Annotated in this window: 13 protein-coding genes; 10 read left to right on the forward strand and 3 right to left on the reverse strand. The window is 61.7% G+C overall.

Annotation, left to right across the window (positions count from 1 at the left end):
- The first annotated feature begins 18 nt into the window (after window positions 1-18).
- From DJFAAGMI_RS02815 to DJFAAGMI_RS02825, 3 genes are all read left to right on the forward strand, one after another.
- Window positions 19-1,560 (forward strand): class I adenylate-forming enzyme family protein, encoded by a 1,542-nt coding sequence (locus DJFAAGMI_RS02815; protein WP_211455853.1) that lies wholly within the window; start codon window positions 19-21, stop codon window positions 1,558-1,560.
- On the forward strand, window positions 1,557-2,360 hold the full coding sequence (locus DJFAAGMI_RS02820; RefSeq protein WP_211455854.1) for an SDR family oxidoreductase: 804 nt from the start codon (window positions 1,557-1,559) through the stop codon (window positions 2,358-2,360). The genes DJFAAGMI_RS02815 and DJFAAGMI_RS02820 overlap by 4 nt, the downstream gene beginning before the upstream one ends.
- 63 nt (window positions 2,361-2,423) lie before the next feature.
- Complete coding sequence (locus DJFAAGMI_RS02825) at window positions 2,424-4,004, forward strand: class I adenylate-forming enzyme family protein (RefSeq protein WP_211455855.1); 1,581 nt, start codon at window positions 2,424-2,426, stop codon at window positions 4,002-4,004.
- Between the two features lie 59 nt (window positions 4,005-4,063).
- On the opposite strand, the gene DJFAAGMI_RS02830 is transcribed toward DJFAAGMI_RS02825, so the two are convergent.
- Complete coding sequence (locus DJFAAGMI_RS02830; RefSeq protein ID WP_211455856.1) at window positions 4,064-4,852, reverse strand: SDR family oxidoreductase; 789 nt, start codon at window positions 4,850-4,852, stop codon at window positions 4,064-4,066.
- Between the two features lie 309 nt (window positions 4,853-5,161).
- Between DJFAAGMI_RS02830 and DJFAAGMI_RS02835 the strand changes: the two genes are divergently transcribed.
- From DJFAAGMI_RS02835 to DJFAAGMI_RS02845, 3 genes are all read left to right on the forward strand, one after another.
- Entirely contained in the window at window positions 5,162-5,911 is a 750-nt protein-coding gene (locus DJFAAGMI_RS02835; RefSeq protein WP_211455857.1) for an SDR family NAD(P)-dependent oxidoreductase, read from the forward strand.
- Window positions 5,912-5,920: 9 nt separating this feature from the next.
- Window positions 5,921-7,384 carry a flavin-containing monooxygenase gene (locus DJFAAGMI_RS02840; protein ID WP_211455858.1) on the forward strand — a complete coding sequence of 488 codons (1,464 nt, stop codon included), beginning with the start codon at window positions 5,921-5,923 and terminating at the stop codon, window positions 7,382-7,384.
- A 61-nt stretch (window positions 7,385-7,445) separates the two neighbouring features.
- The gene (locus DJFAAGMI_RS02845; RefSeq protein ID WP_211455859.1) at window positions 7,446-8,387 is read left to right on the forward strand and encodes an alpha/beta hydrolase; all 942 of its coding nucleotides are present in this window, start codon (window positions 7,446-7,448) and stop codon (window positions 8,385-8,387) included.
- Between the two features lie 258 nt (window positions 8,388-8,645).
- Here the strand turns inward: DJFAAGMI_RS02845 and DJFAAGMI_RS02850 are convergent, their stop codons facing one another.
- Together DJFAAGMI_RS02850 and DJFAAGMI_RS02855 are read right to left on the reverse strand one after the other, a co-directional pair.
- Entirely contained in the window at window positions 8,646-10,652 is a 2,007-nt protein-coding gene (locus DJFAAGMI_RS02850) for a peptidase U32 family protein (RefSeq protein ID WP_211455860.1), read from the reverse strand.
- Between the two features lie 59 nt (window positions 10,653-10,711).
- The gene (locus DJFAAGMI_RS02855) at window positions 10,712-11,446 is read right to left on the reverse strand and encodes an NUDIX hydrolase (RefSeq protein WP_043004434.1); all 735 of its coding nucleotides are present in this window, start codon (window positions 11,444-11,446) and stop codon (window positions 10,712-10,714) included.
- Between the two features lie 168 nt (window positions 11,447-11,614).
- Here DJFAAGMI_RS02855 and DJFAAGMI_RS02860 point away from each other — a divergent pair, with 168 nt between their 5' ends.
- The 4 genes from DJFAAGMI_RS02860 to DJFAAGMI_RS02875 are packed head-to-tail and all read left to right on the forward strand — an operon-like array spanning window position 11,615 to window position 14,260.
- A complete protein-coding gene (locus DJFAAGMI_RS02860; protein WP_211455861.1) occupies window positions 11,615-12,166 on the forward strand; it encodes an RNA 2'-phosphotransferase in 552 nt (183 codons plus the stop codon).
- Window positions 12,163-12,786, forward strand: coding sequence for an HAD family hydrolase (locus DJFAAGMI_RS02865; protein ID WP_211455862.1), 624 nt, complete (start codon window positions 12,163-12,165; stop codon window positions 12,784-12,786). The genes DJFAAGMI_RS02860 and DJFAAGMI_RS02865 overlap by 4 nt, the downstream gene beginning before the upstream one ends.
- Entirely contained in the window at window positions 12,783-13,352 is a 570-nt protein-coding gene (locus DJFAAGMI_RS02870) for an NADAR family protein (protein ID WP_211455863.1), read from the forward strand. Before DJFAAGMI_RS02865 ends, DJFAAGMI_RS02870 begins: the two co-directional genes overlap by 4 nt.
- Window positions 13,349-14,260, forward strand: coding sequence for an ADP-ribosylglycohydrolase family protein (locus DJFAAGMI_RS02875; RefSeq protein ID WP_211455864.1), 912 nt, complete (start codon window positions 13,349-13,351; stop codon window positions 14,258-14,260). The genes DJFAAGMI_RS02870 and DJFAAGMI_RS02875 overlap by 4 nt, the downstream gene beginning before the upstream one ends.
- Window positions 14,261-14,656: the final 396 nt, after the last annotated feature.

Here is a 14,656-nt window from a genome sequence, read left to right on the forward strand (position 1 = left end):
ATCGGGGAGAGCTTGCAGATGAACGCTTGTACTACTCCCCAGACCGTGGCCCAGGCATTGGCGCAGACCGTGGCCGCGCATCCAGACAGGACCGCCTACATCGACCAGGGGCGCAGCTACAGCTGGCAGCAGGTGGATGTGATGGCCGGCGCCTGGGCCACCCATCTGTCCTCGCTGGGTCTGCGGCCCGGTGATCGCATCGGCATCATTTTGCCCAACGGTCTGCCCTGGGTGCTGAGCTATCTGGCTGCGGCGAAGACGGGGCTGGTCGTGGTGGGCCTCAGCGTCCGATACCGCGATGCCGAGCTGGACTTCATGCTGCAGGACAGCCAGGTCAAGGCCGTGCTTGCACCGCGCGAGTTTGCCGGCTTCGACTACCAGAACACTCTGTCGCGGGCCCGTCAGCGTCTTGCGGCGCTGGAGCATCTGCTGTGGGTGAACGAGGGCTTCGAGCAGTCGCTGCAGCCGGGCGCAAAAGTCCTGCCTGCAGGCCCCGGCCCTGCACCGGATGACCTGCTGATGATCATCTACACCTCGGGCACCACGGGCAGGCCCAAGGCCGCAGGGCTGACGCATCGCTCCCAGCTGGGCTCGGCGCTGGCGCAGCATGCGCATGTGAAGGCTGCAGCGGACGATATGGTGCAACTGGCCATGCCGCTCAACCATGTGGGTGGCATCACCTGCGGGGTGCTGACCATGCTGCTGGCGGGCGGCTGCTGCGAGCTGGTGCCCATGTTCAGCCCCGAAGCCTTGCTGAGGATGGCGCAAAAGCACCGGCCGACCTGGCTGGTGGGCGTGCCCACCATGCTGACGCTGCTGCTCATGCATCCGCTTCTGGCCGAGGTGGACATGAGTCGCTTGCGCCTGATCGTGGTGGGCGGCTCGAATGTGGAACCGGTGCTGCTGCAGCGGCTGCAGCAGCAGTTTCCGGGCGTGAGCATCATGAACCTCTACGGTCTGTCCGAGACTTCGGGGGCCATCGCGATGACGCCCTGGCAGGCAGATCAGCAAGCCCTGCTTCACAGCATAGGCAAGCCGCTGCAAGGTGCTCAGCTGCGCGTGGCCGGGGCCGATGGCGAGGAACTACGGGCCGGAGAGGTGGGCGAGCTTTGGTTTCGCGGTGCTGGGGTGATTCCGGCCTATGTGGGGCAGCAGCAGGACGAAGAGGTATTTGCCGGCGGCTGGCTGCATTCGGGTGATCTGGGACTGGTCGACGAGCAGGGCCTGATCCACCTCAAGGGGCGGCAAAAGGACATGTTCATACAGGGCGGCTTCAACGTCTATCCCAGCGAAGTGGAGGGCGTGATTGCCAGTCATGCAGGCGTGTTGATGGTTGCCGGCATCGGCGTGCCGGACCCTGTTCTGGGCGAGGTGGGACGCTACTACATCGTCACCAGGCCCGGTGCCAGCGTGAACGAGGAGGCGCTGCTCGCACATTGCCGCCAGCAGCTCGCTGACTACAAGCTGCCGCGCCAGCTGGTGTTTCGCGCCGAGTTGCCGCTGACCCCGGCAGGAAAGATCCAGAAAGCCTTGCTGCGCGCAGAGGAGTGCCGTCCATGAATGTGCAATTCGATTTTTCGGGCCGTCACGTGATGGTGTTTGGCGGCACTACCGGCATCAACCTGGGCATTGCCCAGAACTACGCGATGGCCGGGGCCAGGGTCTCGGTCGTCAGTCGCAAGCAGGCCAATGTGGATGCAGCCCTGGCGACGCTGGGCGCTCAGGCCTTCGGCGTGGTGGCCGATGTGCGCGATGAGCAGGCGGTGGGCGCGGCGCTGGCGCAGGCCGTGACCTGCCATGGGCCGGTCGACGTGCTGGTGTCTGGCGCGGCCGGCAACTTCCTAGCCCCTGCGGAGCAGATGTCGTCCAACGCCTTCAAGGTGGTGGTGGACATCGATCTGCTGGGCAGCTTCCATGTCGCGCGTCAGGCTCTGGCGCATCTGCGCCAGCCCGGGGCGAGCCTGATCTTCATCACCGCACCGCAGTCCACCGTGCCCATGATGTACCAGGCCCATGTCTGCGCCGCCAAGGCTGGAGTGGACCATCTGGCGCGTGTGCTGGCGCTGGAGTGGGGTGCCAAGGGCATTCGTGTGAATGCCATTTCACCCGGCCCCATCGAGGGCACGGAAGGCATGCGCCGCCTGGCCCCGCAAGGTGCCGAGGGGGATGCGCTGGTGCGCGCCATGGTGCCGCTGGGGCGCATGGGCACCACTGCTGATATTGCCCAACTGGCCATGTTTCTGGGCAGCGATGCGGCCAGCTATATCTCCGGCACGGTCATTGCCTGTGACGGTGGGGCGCAGGGCCAGCTCTCGCCCATGGTTGCCGCCGCTGCCATGGCAATGCCGCAGCAGTCTTAGAGACACAACAAGAAAAAGCGTGGGTTATGGGTTCCGGGTTGCACACTATCAAGGAGACAAACCATGATCGAGATGAGTCTGACGAAGGAGGCTCGGCGCATCCGGCGCATTGCGCTGGGTGATTTGCTCTACCGCACGGCGCGCAAGTTCGGCAGCCGAACGGCGCTGGTCGATGGCAACGAACGCATCAGCTTTGCCGAGCTGGATGCGCGAAGTTCGCGTTTCGCGCACTATCTGCTGTCAACGCTGGGGCCTGGCAAGCAGATAGGCATGCTGTGTGCGAATTCCATAGACATGGTGGTGGCCTGCAACGCCATTCACAAAGCAGGGCAGGTGTGGGTGCCCGTCAATATCAAGCTGGAGGTATCGAGCATCGACTACATCCTGCGGCATGCAGAGGTGTCGGCCGTGGTGGTCGATCAGGAGTTGCTGGCCCTGCCCGGACTGGCCGGGCTTTTGCAGCAGCTGCAACTGCCTCTCATCATTGCGCGTGTGCAAGTGCAGCAAGGGCTGCCGGGCCTGTCTCTGGCGCAGGCCGAGGCAGGGCAGGTCGACACCCTGCCCGAGGTTGACATCGACGACAACCAAGCCGCCTTGCTCATGTACACCAGCGGCACCACGGGCAATCCCAAAGGCGTGGTGCATTCCCATCTCTCGGTGTATGCGGCGGTCAGGGGCAATATCGACGAGATGAAATATGGCGAGGCCGATGTGCTCAGCGGCTGGCTTCCCCTGTTCCACTGCGCCCAGCATGCGCTGGTGCAGACCGCTCTCGCGGCAGGCGCCTGCACCGTGCTGACACGGCAGTTCGTGCCGGCCGAGGTGGGTCAGCTGGTCATCAAGGAGGGGGTGACGATTTTTGTCGGGCTGCCCCTGATGTATGCGGCGGTACTGGCCGATCCGGGATTTGCGCCCACCACCATCCGGCAATGCATCTATGCCATGGCGCCCATTCCCAAGCCCCTGATCGCCCAGATTGCGCAGCGCATGTGCCGCAATATTTCCCTGGCGACGGGGCAGACCGAGATCTATCCGGCCACCATGACTTTCTACCCGCTGCTCAATGCCGAATGCGATGCCAATTTCTGGGGGCGCTCGCTGAGCACCTGCGAGACCGCCGTCATGGATGACGGTGGCAATCTGCTCGGGCCGGGCCAGGTCGGCGAGATCGTGCACCGCGGCCCCAATGCCATGCTCGGCTATTTCAAGGATCCCAAGGCGACGGCCGAGGCGCAGAAGTTCGGATGGCACCATACCGGCGATCTGGGCACGTGGGATGGGCAGGGCCGAATGGAGTTCATCGACCGCAAGAAGGACATGATCAAGACCGGCGGTGAGAACGTCGCCAGCGTGAAGGTGGAGGCCGTGGTGCTGGCTCACCCGGAAGTGGCGGCCGCTGCCGTGTTCGGCCTGCCGCATCCCCACTGGAGCGAGGCGGTCTGTGCCTTTGTCATGCGCAAGCCGGGCACGCAAGTGGACTCGGAGTCGATTCTGGCCCATTGCCGCCATCACCTCAGCGGCTTCGAGATGCCCAAGCTGGTGCATTTCGTGGAGGCCTTTCCATCCACGGCCACCGGCAAGGTGCAGAAGAACGTGATGCGTCGCCAGTTCGAGCAACTGGCCAGGGAGCTCTGGGGCGCCTGATCTGCGGCGCTGGCGCTGGCGCTGCAAGAGCTGGGGGCCTGCGAAAGCAGGCCCCGTTTTCATTGGGCGCTGCCAAGGACCGGGTCGGCGCGGGTTTCGATGAGCTTGTTGCGGGCCTTGAGCAGCGGGTCCAGCATCTCGGGCTGGGGCACGATCCAGTATTCACCGCGCTCGATGGCTGCAAAGACGCGCTCTGCAAACTCCTCGGCGTCCAGGCCGTTTTCATCGAGCATATGGGTCATCATGTCGTGAAACTGCGCCGAAGCTGCATCAGGTGCTTCCCGGAAGATGGCGGTCTTGACGGGGCCAGGCGCCAGCAGCGAAACCTTGATCTGCGGATTGATGGCCGCGAGTTCGCCGGCCAGGCCTTCGGTCAGTGCGACCACCGCAAACTTGGTGGCGGAGTAGGGCGTCATCATGGCGCTGGGGAGAAAGCCCCCCACCGATGCCGTGTTGATGATGCGGGCGGCCCGCTCCGCCTTGAGCAGACGTGGCACAAAAGAGCGCAGGCCGTTGACGATGCCGTTGACATTGACCTGCCAGGCCTGTTGCCACCTGGCATCGCTGATCTCCCAGCTATTGCCGGTGCTCAGCACACCTGCGTTGTTGAACAGCAGATCGACCTGACCGAAAGCGGCATAGGCCTTGTCGGCCAATGCATCCAGCGATGCCTGACTGGTGACATCGGTGACCACGGCCAATGCCTGATCTCCCAACTCCAGCACGATTCTCTCAAGACCCGCCTGGTCGCGGTCGGCAACCACGACCTGCATTCCAAGGGCGACGGCTTTTTTGGCAAGGCCTGCACCAATTCCACTGGCTGCGCCGGTGATGACAGCAACTTTCATGATTTCCTCATTGGCTAAATATGAGTGGATTAAAGCATTGCCGGCTTGCTGATATTTCCCGCGAATTCCCGCTTGACAGTTATTGGCGGTGTTTACAGTCCATATTGATTGGTTCACTAAGAACACCTGCTTGACATATAAAAAACCAGGACACAGTACGTCCAAATGGATTAATGGTTTTCACCAGGAACTGTAAACACAAACTGTTTTTGTAAAGAGGAAAATTCAGAGTGATTTGAATCTGGAAAAAACCAAAAATCTCAATCCTCATCGCCAAGTGGTGGCGGTCAGTCAGTATTGAGGCTTGAAATGAATCCATTCATCAGTGGTTTGAAAGACAAAGTGATCCTGGTTACAGGCGGTGCGTCGGGTATCGGCCTGGCCAGTGCCCAGGCTCTGGCCGCCAGCGGCGCCAAGGTGGTATGTGCCGATCTGCATCAAAGCCAGGATTTGCCGCAGGGCTGCGAATTTCGCAGGCTCGACGTGAGCAGCGAGAAGCTGACCCATGAACTGGTGGCTTCCATGCTGGATCGCTACGGGCAGATTGATGGGCTGGTGACCTCGGCAGGCATCTCGCGTGTCGGCGATCTGGAGAGCATGGCGCTGCAGGAGTGGGAGCAAGTGCTGCAGGTCAATCTGACGGGGACCATGCTCAGTGCCCGTGCCGTGGCAAGCCACATGAAACAGCGAGGCCTGGGCTCCATCGTCGCCATCGCCAGCATCAACGGCATGCTGGGCAACCCGAGCAATCTGGCCTATTGCACCTCCAAGGGGGCGGTGATCCAGATGGTGCGCAGTCTGGCAGCGGAGCTCGGTCCCTGCGGTGTGCGGGTCAACAGCATCAGCCCCGGCTACATCCATACGCCGATGACCACCATGCTCGATGAGCAGCCCGTGGGCCAGGCTTTCGAGGCCATGCATTTGCTCAAGCGGGCAGGCAAGCCGCAAGAGGTGGGTAATGCCGTGGCATTTTTGCTTTCCGATATGTCTTCATTTATTACCGGGGTCAATCTTCCAGTGGATGGTGGATTCTCTGCAGCCAAAGTCATTGCTATTTAAGGATTTCCAATGAAATATGATGTCATAGTTATTGGTTGCGGAATGTCCGGTATTCTGGCGGGTATTCATCTGAAGAATAGTGGAAAGAAATTCATTATTCTGGAAAAGGCGAAAACATTGGGAGGAACCTGGAGAGATAATACCTATCCAGGTTTGACTTGCGATGTGCCATCGCACGCTTATACCTATTCTTTCGAACCCAATCCCGAATGGTCCCGGGTACTTCCGCCCGGAGCCGAGATTCAGCAGTATTTCGAAGGTGTGTTCCGGAAATACGGTATTGCCGATTTTGCGAAGTTCGATACCGAAGTCACGCGTGCCGAATGGACGGGCGAGGCCTGGACGCTGCAGGATCAGCATGGCAAGCAATACCAGGGCAAGGTGGTGGTTGCCGCCACAGGTGTGCTGCACCACCCCAACTATCCGCAAATCAAGGGGCTGGATGAATTTGGGGGGAGCCTGATCCACAGTGCGCGCTGGGATCATTCGGTACCGCTGGACGGCAAGAGGATCGCCATCATCGGCACAGGATCGACGGGCGTGCAAATCGTCTCGGCTCTCGCATCACGCGCCAAGGTGCGGCATTTTCAGCGTACGGCCCAATGGATCTTCCCGGTCGAGAATCCGGCTTTCAGCGAAGAGCAGCGCGCCGAATTCCGCAGCAACCGGGACCTGCTGGTTTATCTGCAGCGCGAACCCACCTATATGGCTAATGTGGAGCGTTTTACCGAAGGGGTGCTGGATCCGGATTCCGAGCAGATCCAGGAAATCCAGAAAATCTGCCAGGACAACCTCGATGCTTCGGTGGCCGATGCCGCCTTGCGGCAAAAGCTGCAGCCCCATTACCGTGCAGGTTGCAAGCGTCTGATTTACTCGCCCGACTATTACCAGGCGATCCAGCAGCCGGATTCCGAGCTGATCACCGAAGCTATCGACCAGGTCGAGAAAAGCGGCGTGCGAACCAGCGACGGCGTGTTGCACGAGGTGGACATCATCGTGCTGGCCACGGGATTCAAGACCGACCGCTATGTGCGCCCCATGAATGTGAAAGGTCTGAACGCTGCGACGCTGGAGCAGGCCTGGAGCGATGTGCCCACGGCCTACAAGTCCATCTCGGTGCCTGGCTTTCCCAACTTCTACTTCATGAACGGGCCGACCTCTCCCGTGGGCAATTTCTCGCTGATCGATACCTCGGAAATGCAGTGGGGCTATATCTCGCAGCTGATAGAGCGCGGCGAGCAAGCCGGTGTGGCAGGGCTATCGGCCAGGCCCGAAGCGCTGGCGCAGTACGACCGTGAGCGCTTGCAGGCCGCCAAAGGCTCGGTCTTCGGCTCGGGCTGCAGCAGCTGGTACCTGGACAAGAACGGCGTGCCCAACACCTGGCCCTGGTCTCAGTCGCGCTTCAGGCAGGAAATGACCAAGCCGGTTTGGCAGGACTACATCCATCATCAGACCGAAGAGCTGGCGGCCTGATTGCCCCCCCGCGCCCGGCCAGACCCGAGCGGGCGCGCTCCATCAACTTCAAGGAGTCCCGATGCAGATACACCCCGAAATGGCAGCTGTGCTGGAGCAGTTCAAGGATGCTCCGTCCATGGATTTCGTGACCACTCCAGTGCCCGAAATCCGCAAGCTCATGGACCACATGGCTTTCCCGCCTGCCGACCTACCCATGCATGAGGTGCGCGAGATCGACATTCCCGGCGGCGATGGCCAGCCGCTCAGACTGCGTCTGTACCGCCCCGGCTCCGCGGAGGCGGCACCGGTCATGGTCTATTTCCACGGCGGCGGCTGGTGCATAGGCACGCTGGACACGCATGACAATCTGTGCCGCCATCTGGCGCGCCTGACCGGCATGAATCTGGTGTCGGTCGACTACCGCCTGGCTCCCGAGCATGTCTTCCCCGCCGCGCTGGACGACGCCTATGCCGCCACACGCTGGGTGGCGCAGCATGCGGCCGAGCTGCATTGCGATGCGCGGCAGTTGATGGTGGCGGGCGACAGCGCGGGGGGCAATCTGGCTGTTGCCACCTGCCTGCGCGCAAAAGAAGACGGCTGGAGAGGCATAGCCCGGCAACTGCTGCTCTATCCGGTCTGCGATGCGCATATGAATGCACCATCGCATGCGCTATACGGGCAGATGCCGTTTCTCACCACCGAAGCCATGGCCGCGATGTGGCACCACTATCACCCTGCCATGCCAGCGCATCCTCTGGCCTCCATCATGCAGTACCCCGATGTCGCAGGTCTGCCTGCCGCGGTGCTGGTGACGGCGGAGCTGGACATATTGCGCGACGAGGGCGAGGCTTTTGGCCAGCGTCTGCAGCAGGCCGGCGTGCCCGTTGCCTGCTTGCGCGCGCAAGGCATGTTGCATGGGTTTGCCAGTTTCAGCACCCTGGTGCCGGCGGTGGCAAGGCTGCTCGAAGAGGCTTGTGCAAAGCTGTCCGTGGTCGAAACCTTGGCGCGTGTTCGGTCCTGATTCTTGCAACTGTTAATGCATACAGTTGTGTGTGATGGAAGCCTCAGTTTTTATCCCCGCATCATGTGGACGCTCTTGTGGAAAACTATGCTTTCAAGCCCTGAAACCCGCGCCAGATGGTGCTTTGCACGGATTGCCTAAAAAATAGACGATTTACGTGAAGGGATTAAACCAAGGGTTTTCACCAGTGGTTCTGAGTCTGTAAAAAAGCCCGCCAACCGTTGCCGGTGGCGGGCCATTTTGCGGGCTGGCGCGCGCTCAGGAAGGCTGCTGAGGTGTGGGGCGCGTGCGATAGAACTGCATGGGAGACTCTTTCATTTCCCGGGCATGCTGGTTGAGCACCGATTTCTTCATCTTGCCCACCACATGCATTTCGCAGGGCTTGCAGTCAAAACGTAGCGTGAGCTTTTCCTTGCCGTTGATCAGCTGCAGCGGCTCGGCCTTGATGGTGCCCTTGACGCCGATCACGCCCTTGGCCTGCTTGGGGCACAGGCTCATCGAGAAGCGCACGCAGTGCTTGGTGATCATCAGCGAGACTTCGCCTTCCTCTTCCTTGCTCTCGTAGGCAGCGTCGATGATCTTCACGCCATGTTTGACATAGAAGTCATGGGCCTTCTGGTTGTAGACATTGGCCAGATAGGTCAGCGTGTCTTCAGGGAAAGGCACGGGTGGCTCCGCGGGCTTGGCACGGGGCAGGCGCACAAAGCCGTCGGCGCGGGCCTGCTCCAATGCGGCAACGGCATCGCGGCGCAATTGGTTGAGCACCGATGCCGGGACAAACCAGGGCTGGCTCAGGCTCAGCGAAATATCGTTCACCGCGAAAACCGTGGCGCCAAAGCGTCCCAGCTGCTCGCGCAGCGAGGCCTGGGACTTTGCGGCATCGGTAGCGCTCTGGTGTTCCTGGTCAATGATGGCCGTGCCGACAAAGCCGTCCTCATCGGTCAGCGTCAGCGCGAAGCCTGAAGCGGTCTCCTTGAACTCGGCCCACAGACCGATGCGGCGTTCGCTGGACTTCTTCTCCAGTGTGCGCACCCAGTCCATATCGCGGTTGCGGTTGATTTCCAGGCCCTTGCGCAGGTCCTTGAACTCGGCAATCTCGTTTTTGGGGAAGACACGCCAGATGCCTTTTTTGGCACTCACGCATTCGGCACGATTGATGTGCACGCCCACCAGTTCCTTTTGCAGATCGTAGTAGCAAAGGCCGTCGCCGTTGTGCAGCTCGGCGGCCTTGTCGCTGGTCTCGATCTCGAACCATTTGTCGCCGACCTGGGTCACCCAGCCGATGGCACGACCCGGTGTCTTGGGCGTGTCGAAGGCGCCGATGTCGTCCTTGCGGCCGTTGACGAAGTAGTCGGTGAACTCGCGGTTGAAATTCTGGTCCGGATCGGGTTCGAACGAGAAAGTGGTGCGGCCTGACGACGAGCGCGCCAGCGGCTGATCGGAGAACTCGCGTTCTTCGATGATTTCGTCGAGCAGCTTGCGGTAATGGGCCGTGATGTTCTTCACATAGCCCATGTCCTTGTAGCGGCCCTCGATCTTGAAGCTGCGCACGCCGGCATCGATCAGCGCACGCAGGTTGTCGCTCTGGTTGTTGTCCTTCATGGACAGCACATGCTTTTCATGCGCGATGATGCGGCCGCTGGCGTCCGTCACCTCATAGGGCAGGCGGCAGGCCTGGTTGCAGTCGCCGCGATTGGCGCTGCGCCCCGTATGGGCATGGCTGATGAAGCACTGGCCCGAGTAGGCCACGCACAGTGCGCCATGCACAAAGTATTCGATGGTGGTGCGACTGGGGTCTGTCGCGGCGCGCACGGCGGCAATCTGCTTGAGGTCCAGCTCGCGTGCCAGCACGATCTGCGACAGACCGGCGTCCTGCAGAAAGCGGCCCTTCTCGGGCGTTCGGATGTCGGTCTGGGTGGACGCGTGCAGCTGGATGGGTGGCAGGTCCAGCTCCAGCAGCCCCATGTCCTGGATGATCAGTGCATCGGCTCCGGCGTTGTAGATCTGCCAGGCCATATCGCGCGCGCCTTGCAGCTCATCGTCGCGCAAGATGGTGTTGAGCGTGATGAAGATGCGGCTGCCGAAGCGGTGGGCATGCTTGATGAGCCGCTCTAGGTCGCGGATGTCATTGCCTGCCGTCGCGCGCGCGCCAAAGGCCGGGCCGCCGATATAGACGGCGTCCGCGCCATGATTGACGGCTTCGATGCCGATATCGGCATCACGCGCCGGGGACAGGAGTTCGAGCTGGTGGGGCAGGAGAGACATAGGGGCAGGATTATCTCAGCAAGCCCCGGTTTCGGCACAGCGGTGGGTAATCGTCTGGTTCAATGGCCGCGTGGGCTGAAGGTTCGGGGGAAAACCACGGGGCCGCTGCGGTCCGCCAGCCGGTAGCCCATGGCGGGACGGTTCGATGTGCCTTCCACATGTCCGGCCTCAAGCAGAAAGTTCGCTGCCAGCATGCGGGTGCGAAAGCCGCTCTTGTCCACGCTGCGCCCCAGCACGGTTTCATAGACTTGCTGCAGCTGGGGCAGAGTAAAAGGCTCGCTCAGCAAAAAAGCGGGCAGCGAGGTGTATTCGACCTTGCTGCGCAGACGTTCAACCGCCGTCTGCAGGATGCTGCCATGGTCGAACGCCAGTGCGGGCCGGTGCAGCAGCTCGTCCACTTCGAACCATGCCACATCGGCCGCATTGGCGCCTTTGGTCAGCTGCAGCTCGTGGGCGGGAATCAGCGCGAAGTACACATGGGTGGCCGACCAGCCACGGGGATCGCGCAGGGCGCTGCCCCAGCTGCCGAGCTGCTCCAGGTAGGGGCTGTCCACACCCGTCTTCTCCTTGAGCTTGCGCGCGGCGCAGGCCTGCAGATCGGCATCCAGATCCACATTCACAAATCCGCCGGGCAAGGCCCAGAGGCCGGGAAATGGATCATCGTCGTGGCCTGGGCGTTGCACCAGCAATACATTCAAGCAGCCTTGCGCAATCGTGAAGATCACCACATCCACCGTGGTGTAGGGACGAGGAAAGTCCGGCGCTGGCTTGGAGTGACGCGGTGTAACGCTCATGAATCAGGCTTGACGGAATGAAGGATGGGTTGTATTGTACAACTTGCTTAAGTTGTTTAATGCAACTTATGCGGGAAAGCTAGGCAGGGCCTGGCTGCCCAGGTAGCGCAAGCATCTGTCGAGCGCCAGGCAGACCGCCTGGAACAAAGAGAAAAAGAGAACAAGAAAATGAAAGACCAAAACACCACCGCGCGCAGCAAATTCCTCAGCCTGGTGCTCAGGCACAGTCCCGAGACCATAGGGCTCAAGCTCGACGAGGCGGGCTGGGCCCGGACGGATGAGCTGCTGGCCTGCCTGGCGCGCTCTGGGCGACCGACCCGTCTGGAGGAACTGCAGCGCATCGTGGCGGACAACAACAAGCAGCGCTATTCCTTCAGCGCGGATGGCAAGCGCATACGCGCCAATCAGGGCCACTCCATCAAGGTCGAACTGGGTCTTGAAGCCAGCAGCCCTCCGGCAGTGCTCTACCACGGCACGGCCACGCGTTTTCTGGATGCGATTTTTCATGAGGGCCTTAACCGGCAGTCACGTCACCATGTTCATCTGTCCGAAAGCGTGGAAGTGGCCTCTCAGGTCGGCAGTCGCCATGGCAAGCTGGCCCTGCTGCAGGTGGACGCCGCGCACATGCAGGGCGAGGGCCATGTGTTCTACCGCTCCGACAACGGTGTCTGGCTGACCGATGTCGTCCCGGTCCGGTATCTGCTGAAGCTGGCGCCATGAATGCCTCGAGAATCATCGCCGTCGACGCGGATGGCGTATTGCTGGACTACAACCTGGCATATGCATCAGCCTGGGAGCTGGCATTTGGCGAGCGGCCCGCGCTGAAACGGCCTGACGCCTACTGGGCCATGGACCGCTGGGGTGTCGCCAGCCTGCAGGGCGAAGCCTTGAGCCGCTTTCGTGCCAGCCTTGATGCGCAGTTCTGGTCAAGCATTCCCGCGATTGCAGGTGCGCTCCAGGCTTGCGAGCAGCTGTGCGCTGCCGGTTATGAGCTGGTCTGCGTGTCGGCAATCCAGCCGCAGTTCGCCGAGGCAAGGCAGCTCAATCTGCGGCGGCTGGGTTTTCCGGTCTCGCGTGTGATCGCCGCCAGCGGCAGTGCCGCTCCAGGTCCAAGCCCCAAGGCACAAGCCCTGGCGCAGTTGCAGCCTCTGGCATTTGTCGATGACTTTCTGCCGTATTTCGACGGCGTGGATGCCCGGATTCACAAGGCGCTGGTGCTGCGCGAGCAAGGCGGGTCACCCAATACGGGGCCGGGTCTGCAGGCTATTGACTCCACTCACGCCACTTTGGCGGACTTTTCCCGTTGGTGGCTCAACCAATATCAAGAAGAACAGACATGAACCGAGATTACGAAATTCGATCCGTAGCGGATCTGGTGACCCAGCTCGACCAGGGCTACCGTCCCAAATACCTTTGTTTCTGGGGCCATCAGGCCGAAAGGAATGGCTCGGTGGGCAAAGGCTGCCTGAGCCAGTGGTTCTCTGCTCCATTCACCGTCGAGGGGGATCGCTTTGCCACGGCGGAGCATTTCATGATGGCAGGCAAGGCGCGGCTGTTTGGGGATGAAGAGGCGCGCGCGCAGGTGCTGGCTGCGCCGTCTCCGGCCAGTGCCAAGCAGATTGGGCGCAGCGTGCGCAATTTCGACGAGGCACGCTGGAAGGCGGAGTGCTTCGACATCGTGGTGAGTGCCAATGTTGCCAAATTTACCCAGAACCCGGCCATGGGGGAATTTCTGCTGAGAACCGGCGAGCGTGTGCTGGTCGAGGCCAGTCCGCGCGACCGCATCTGGGGCATCGGCCTGGGCGCAACCCATCCCGACGCCGAGCAGCCGCGCAAATGGCATGGACAGAACCTGCTGGGTTTTGCGCTGATGGCCGCGCGCGCGCAGTTGAGAGCCGGGCAATGAGCACGCTGAACCGTTTTGAAGGTGCTCTGCTGGGGCTGGCTTGCGGCGATGCCGTGGGCACGACACTGGAGTTCCGGGCGCGCGGCAGCTTCGCACCGCTGACCGATATGGTGGGGGGCGGGCCGTTTTCACTGAGGGCCGGACAATGGACGGATGACACGTCCATGGCTTTGTGCCTGGCCGAGAGCCTGGTCGTCAAAAGCGATTGCGATCCCAGGGACCAGATGACGCGCTATGCCAACTGGTACCAGTGGGGCTACTGGAGTTCCACCGGTCAATGCTTTGATATCGGCATGGCAACGCGCGAGGCGATACAGCAATACCTGCGTACCGGCAATGCGCTCGCGGGCAGTGAGGATGCACGCAGCGCCGGCAATGGCTCGCTGATGCGGCTGGCGCCGGTAGCCATGGCGTATGCCCATGATGAACAAAGAGTGCAGGAGATGGCGGCGCTGAGTTCTCGCACCACACATGCCGCTGCGGAGTGCCTGGATGCCTGCCGTCTGTTTGCCGTGGCATTGAGCCGCGCCCTGCAGGGCGCCAGCAAGGCGCAGGTGCTGGATCTGGCCGCGCTGCCGTTTGGCAGCCCGCGCATCGCCGAGATTGCGCAAGGCAGCTGGCGCAGCAAGAGTCGCGAGCAGATCCAGAGCTCGGGCTATGTGGTGCACAGTCTGGAGGCCGCCTTGTGGTGTTTCGACCGGCACGAGAGCTTTGAAGCCGCCGTGCTGGAGGCGGCCAATCTGGGCGATGACGCCGACACCACAGCGGCCATTGGCGGCCAGATTGCGGGAGCGTTCTGGGGCCGCAGCGGCATTCCTGCGCACTGGCTGGAAAGACTGCATCAGCAGACCGAGATTCGCGCGCTGGCGCAGTCTGTTCATGCGCTGAATCAGGTGCTGGCTGGCTGAAGGCCCCTGGTGGCAAGCGCTGCGGGGCCTGGTTGACGCATGCGGATCGCGAGATTTGGCAAACAGGCCCAGGCCGCCTCGGCGCAGATCGCGAAAGCGGTTCGGGGTCTGAGCGCTTTGGCGCTGCTGCCAGTCTTGGGCGGGGGATGAAAAGCTTGTTCTGCGGCCAGGAAAATCCGATGCGGCAGGCGCCATCCCCTTCAACGGGGCACAATCACAGCGCTGACAGAGCGGCGGTGCGCGAGCGAAGCCGCCAGGTTCAGCAGCCCTATCGTCAGCAACCGGAGTCTGTGCCCAGCGCCAGCAGACCCGAGCCAGATCCAGCTCTGCAGCCTTCCCTTCCACTCCAGGGACTGCCCTTCGGTTGCACATTGACGTGGTATGCAAGGTTTGCCG

The sequence above is a fragment of the Comamonas brasiliensis genome (genome assembly GCF_018292285.1).
In the GTDB taxonomy this organism is placed as follows: Bacteria; Pseudomonadota; Gammaproteobacteria; order Burkholderiales; family Burkholderiaceae_C; genus Comamonas; species Comamonas brasiliensis.

What these genes read in the sequence shown, in the direction of transcription:
- DJFAAGMI_RS02815 (WP_211455853.1), top strand. Translation starts at nt 19, where the DNA reads ATGAACGCTTGTACTACTCCCCAGACCGTGGCCCAGGCATTGGCGCAG.
- DJFAAGMI_RS02820 (WP_211455854.1), top strand. Translation starts at nt 1,557, where the DNA reads ATGAATGTGCAATTCGATTTTTCGGGCCGTCACGTGATGGTGTTTGGC.
- DJFAAGMI_RS02825 (WP_211455855.1), top strand. Translation starts at nt 2,424, where the DNA reads ATGATCGAGATGAGTCTGACGAAGGAGGCTCGGCGCATCCGGCGCATT.
- DJFAAGMI_RS02830 (WP_211455856.1), bottom strand. Translation starts at nt 4,852, where the DNA reads ATGAAAGTTGCTGTCATCACCGGCGCAGCCAGTGGAATTGGTGCAGGC.
- DJFAAGMI_RS02835 (WP_211455857.1), top strand. Translation starts at nt 5,162, where the DNA reads ATGAATCCATTCATCAGTGGTTTGAAAGACAAAGTGATCCTGGTTACA.
- DJFAAGMI_RS02840 (WP_211455858.1), top strand. Translation starts at nt 5,921, where the DNA reads ATGAAATATGATGTCATAGTTATTGGTTGCGGAATGTCCGGTATTCTG.
- DJFAAGMI_RS02845 (WP_211455859.1), top strand. Translation starts at nt 7,446, where the DNA reads ATGCAGATACACCCCGAAATGGCAGCTGTGCTGGAGCAGTTCAAGGAT.
- DJFAAGMI_RS02850 (WP_211455860.1), bottom strand. Translation starts at nt 10,652, where the DNA reads ATGTCTCTCCTGCCCCACCAGCTCGAACTCCTGTCCCCGGCGCGTGAT.
- DJFAAGMI_RS02855 (WP_043004434.1), bottom strand. Translation starts at nt 11,446, where the DNA reads ATGAGCGTTACACCGCGTCACTCCAAGCCAGCGCCGGACTTTCCTCGT.
- DJFAAGMI_RS02860 (WP_211455861.1), top strand. Translation starts at nt 11,615, where the DNA reads ATGAAAGACCAAAACACCACCGCGCGCAGCAAATTCCTCAGCCTGGTG.
- DJFAAGMI_RS02865 (WP_211455862.1), top strand. Translation starts at nt 12,163, where the DNA reads ATGAATGCCTCGAGAATCATCGCCGTCGACGCGGATGGCGTATTGCTG.
- DJFAAGMI_RS02870 (WP_211455863.1), top strand. Translation starts at nt 12,783, where the DNA reads ATGAACCGAGATTACGAAATTCGATCCGTAGCGGATCTGGTGACCCAG.
- DJFAAGMI_RS02875 (WP_211455864.1), top strand. Translation starts at nt 13,349, where the DNA reads ATGAGCACGCTGAACCGTTTTGAAGGTGCTCTGCTGGGGCTGGCTTGC.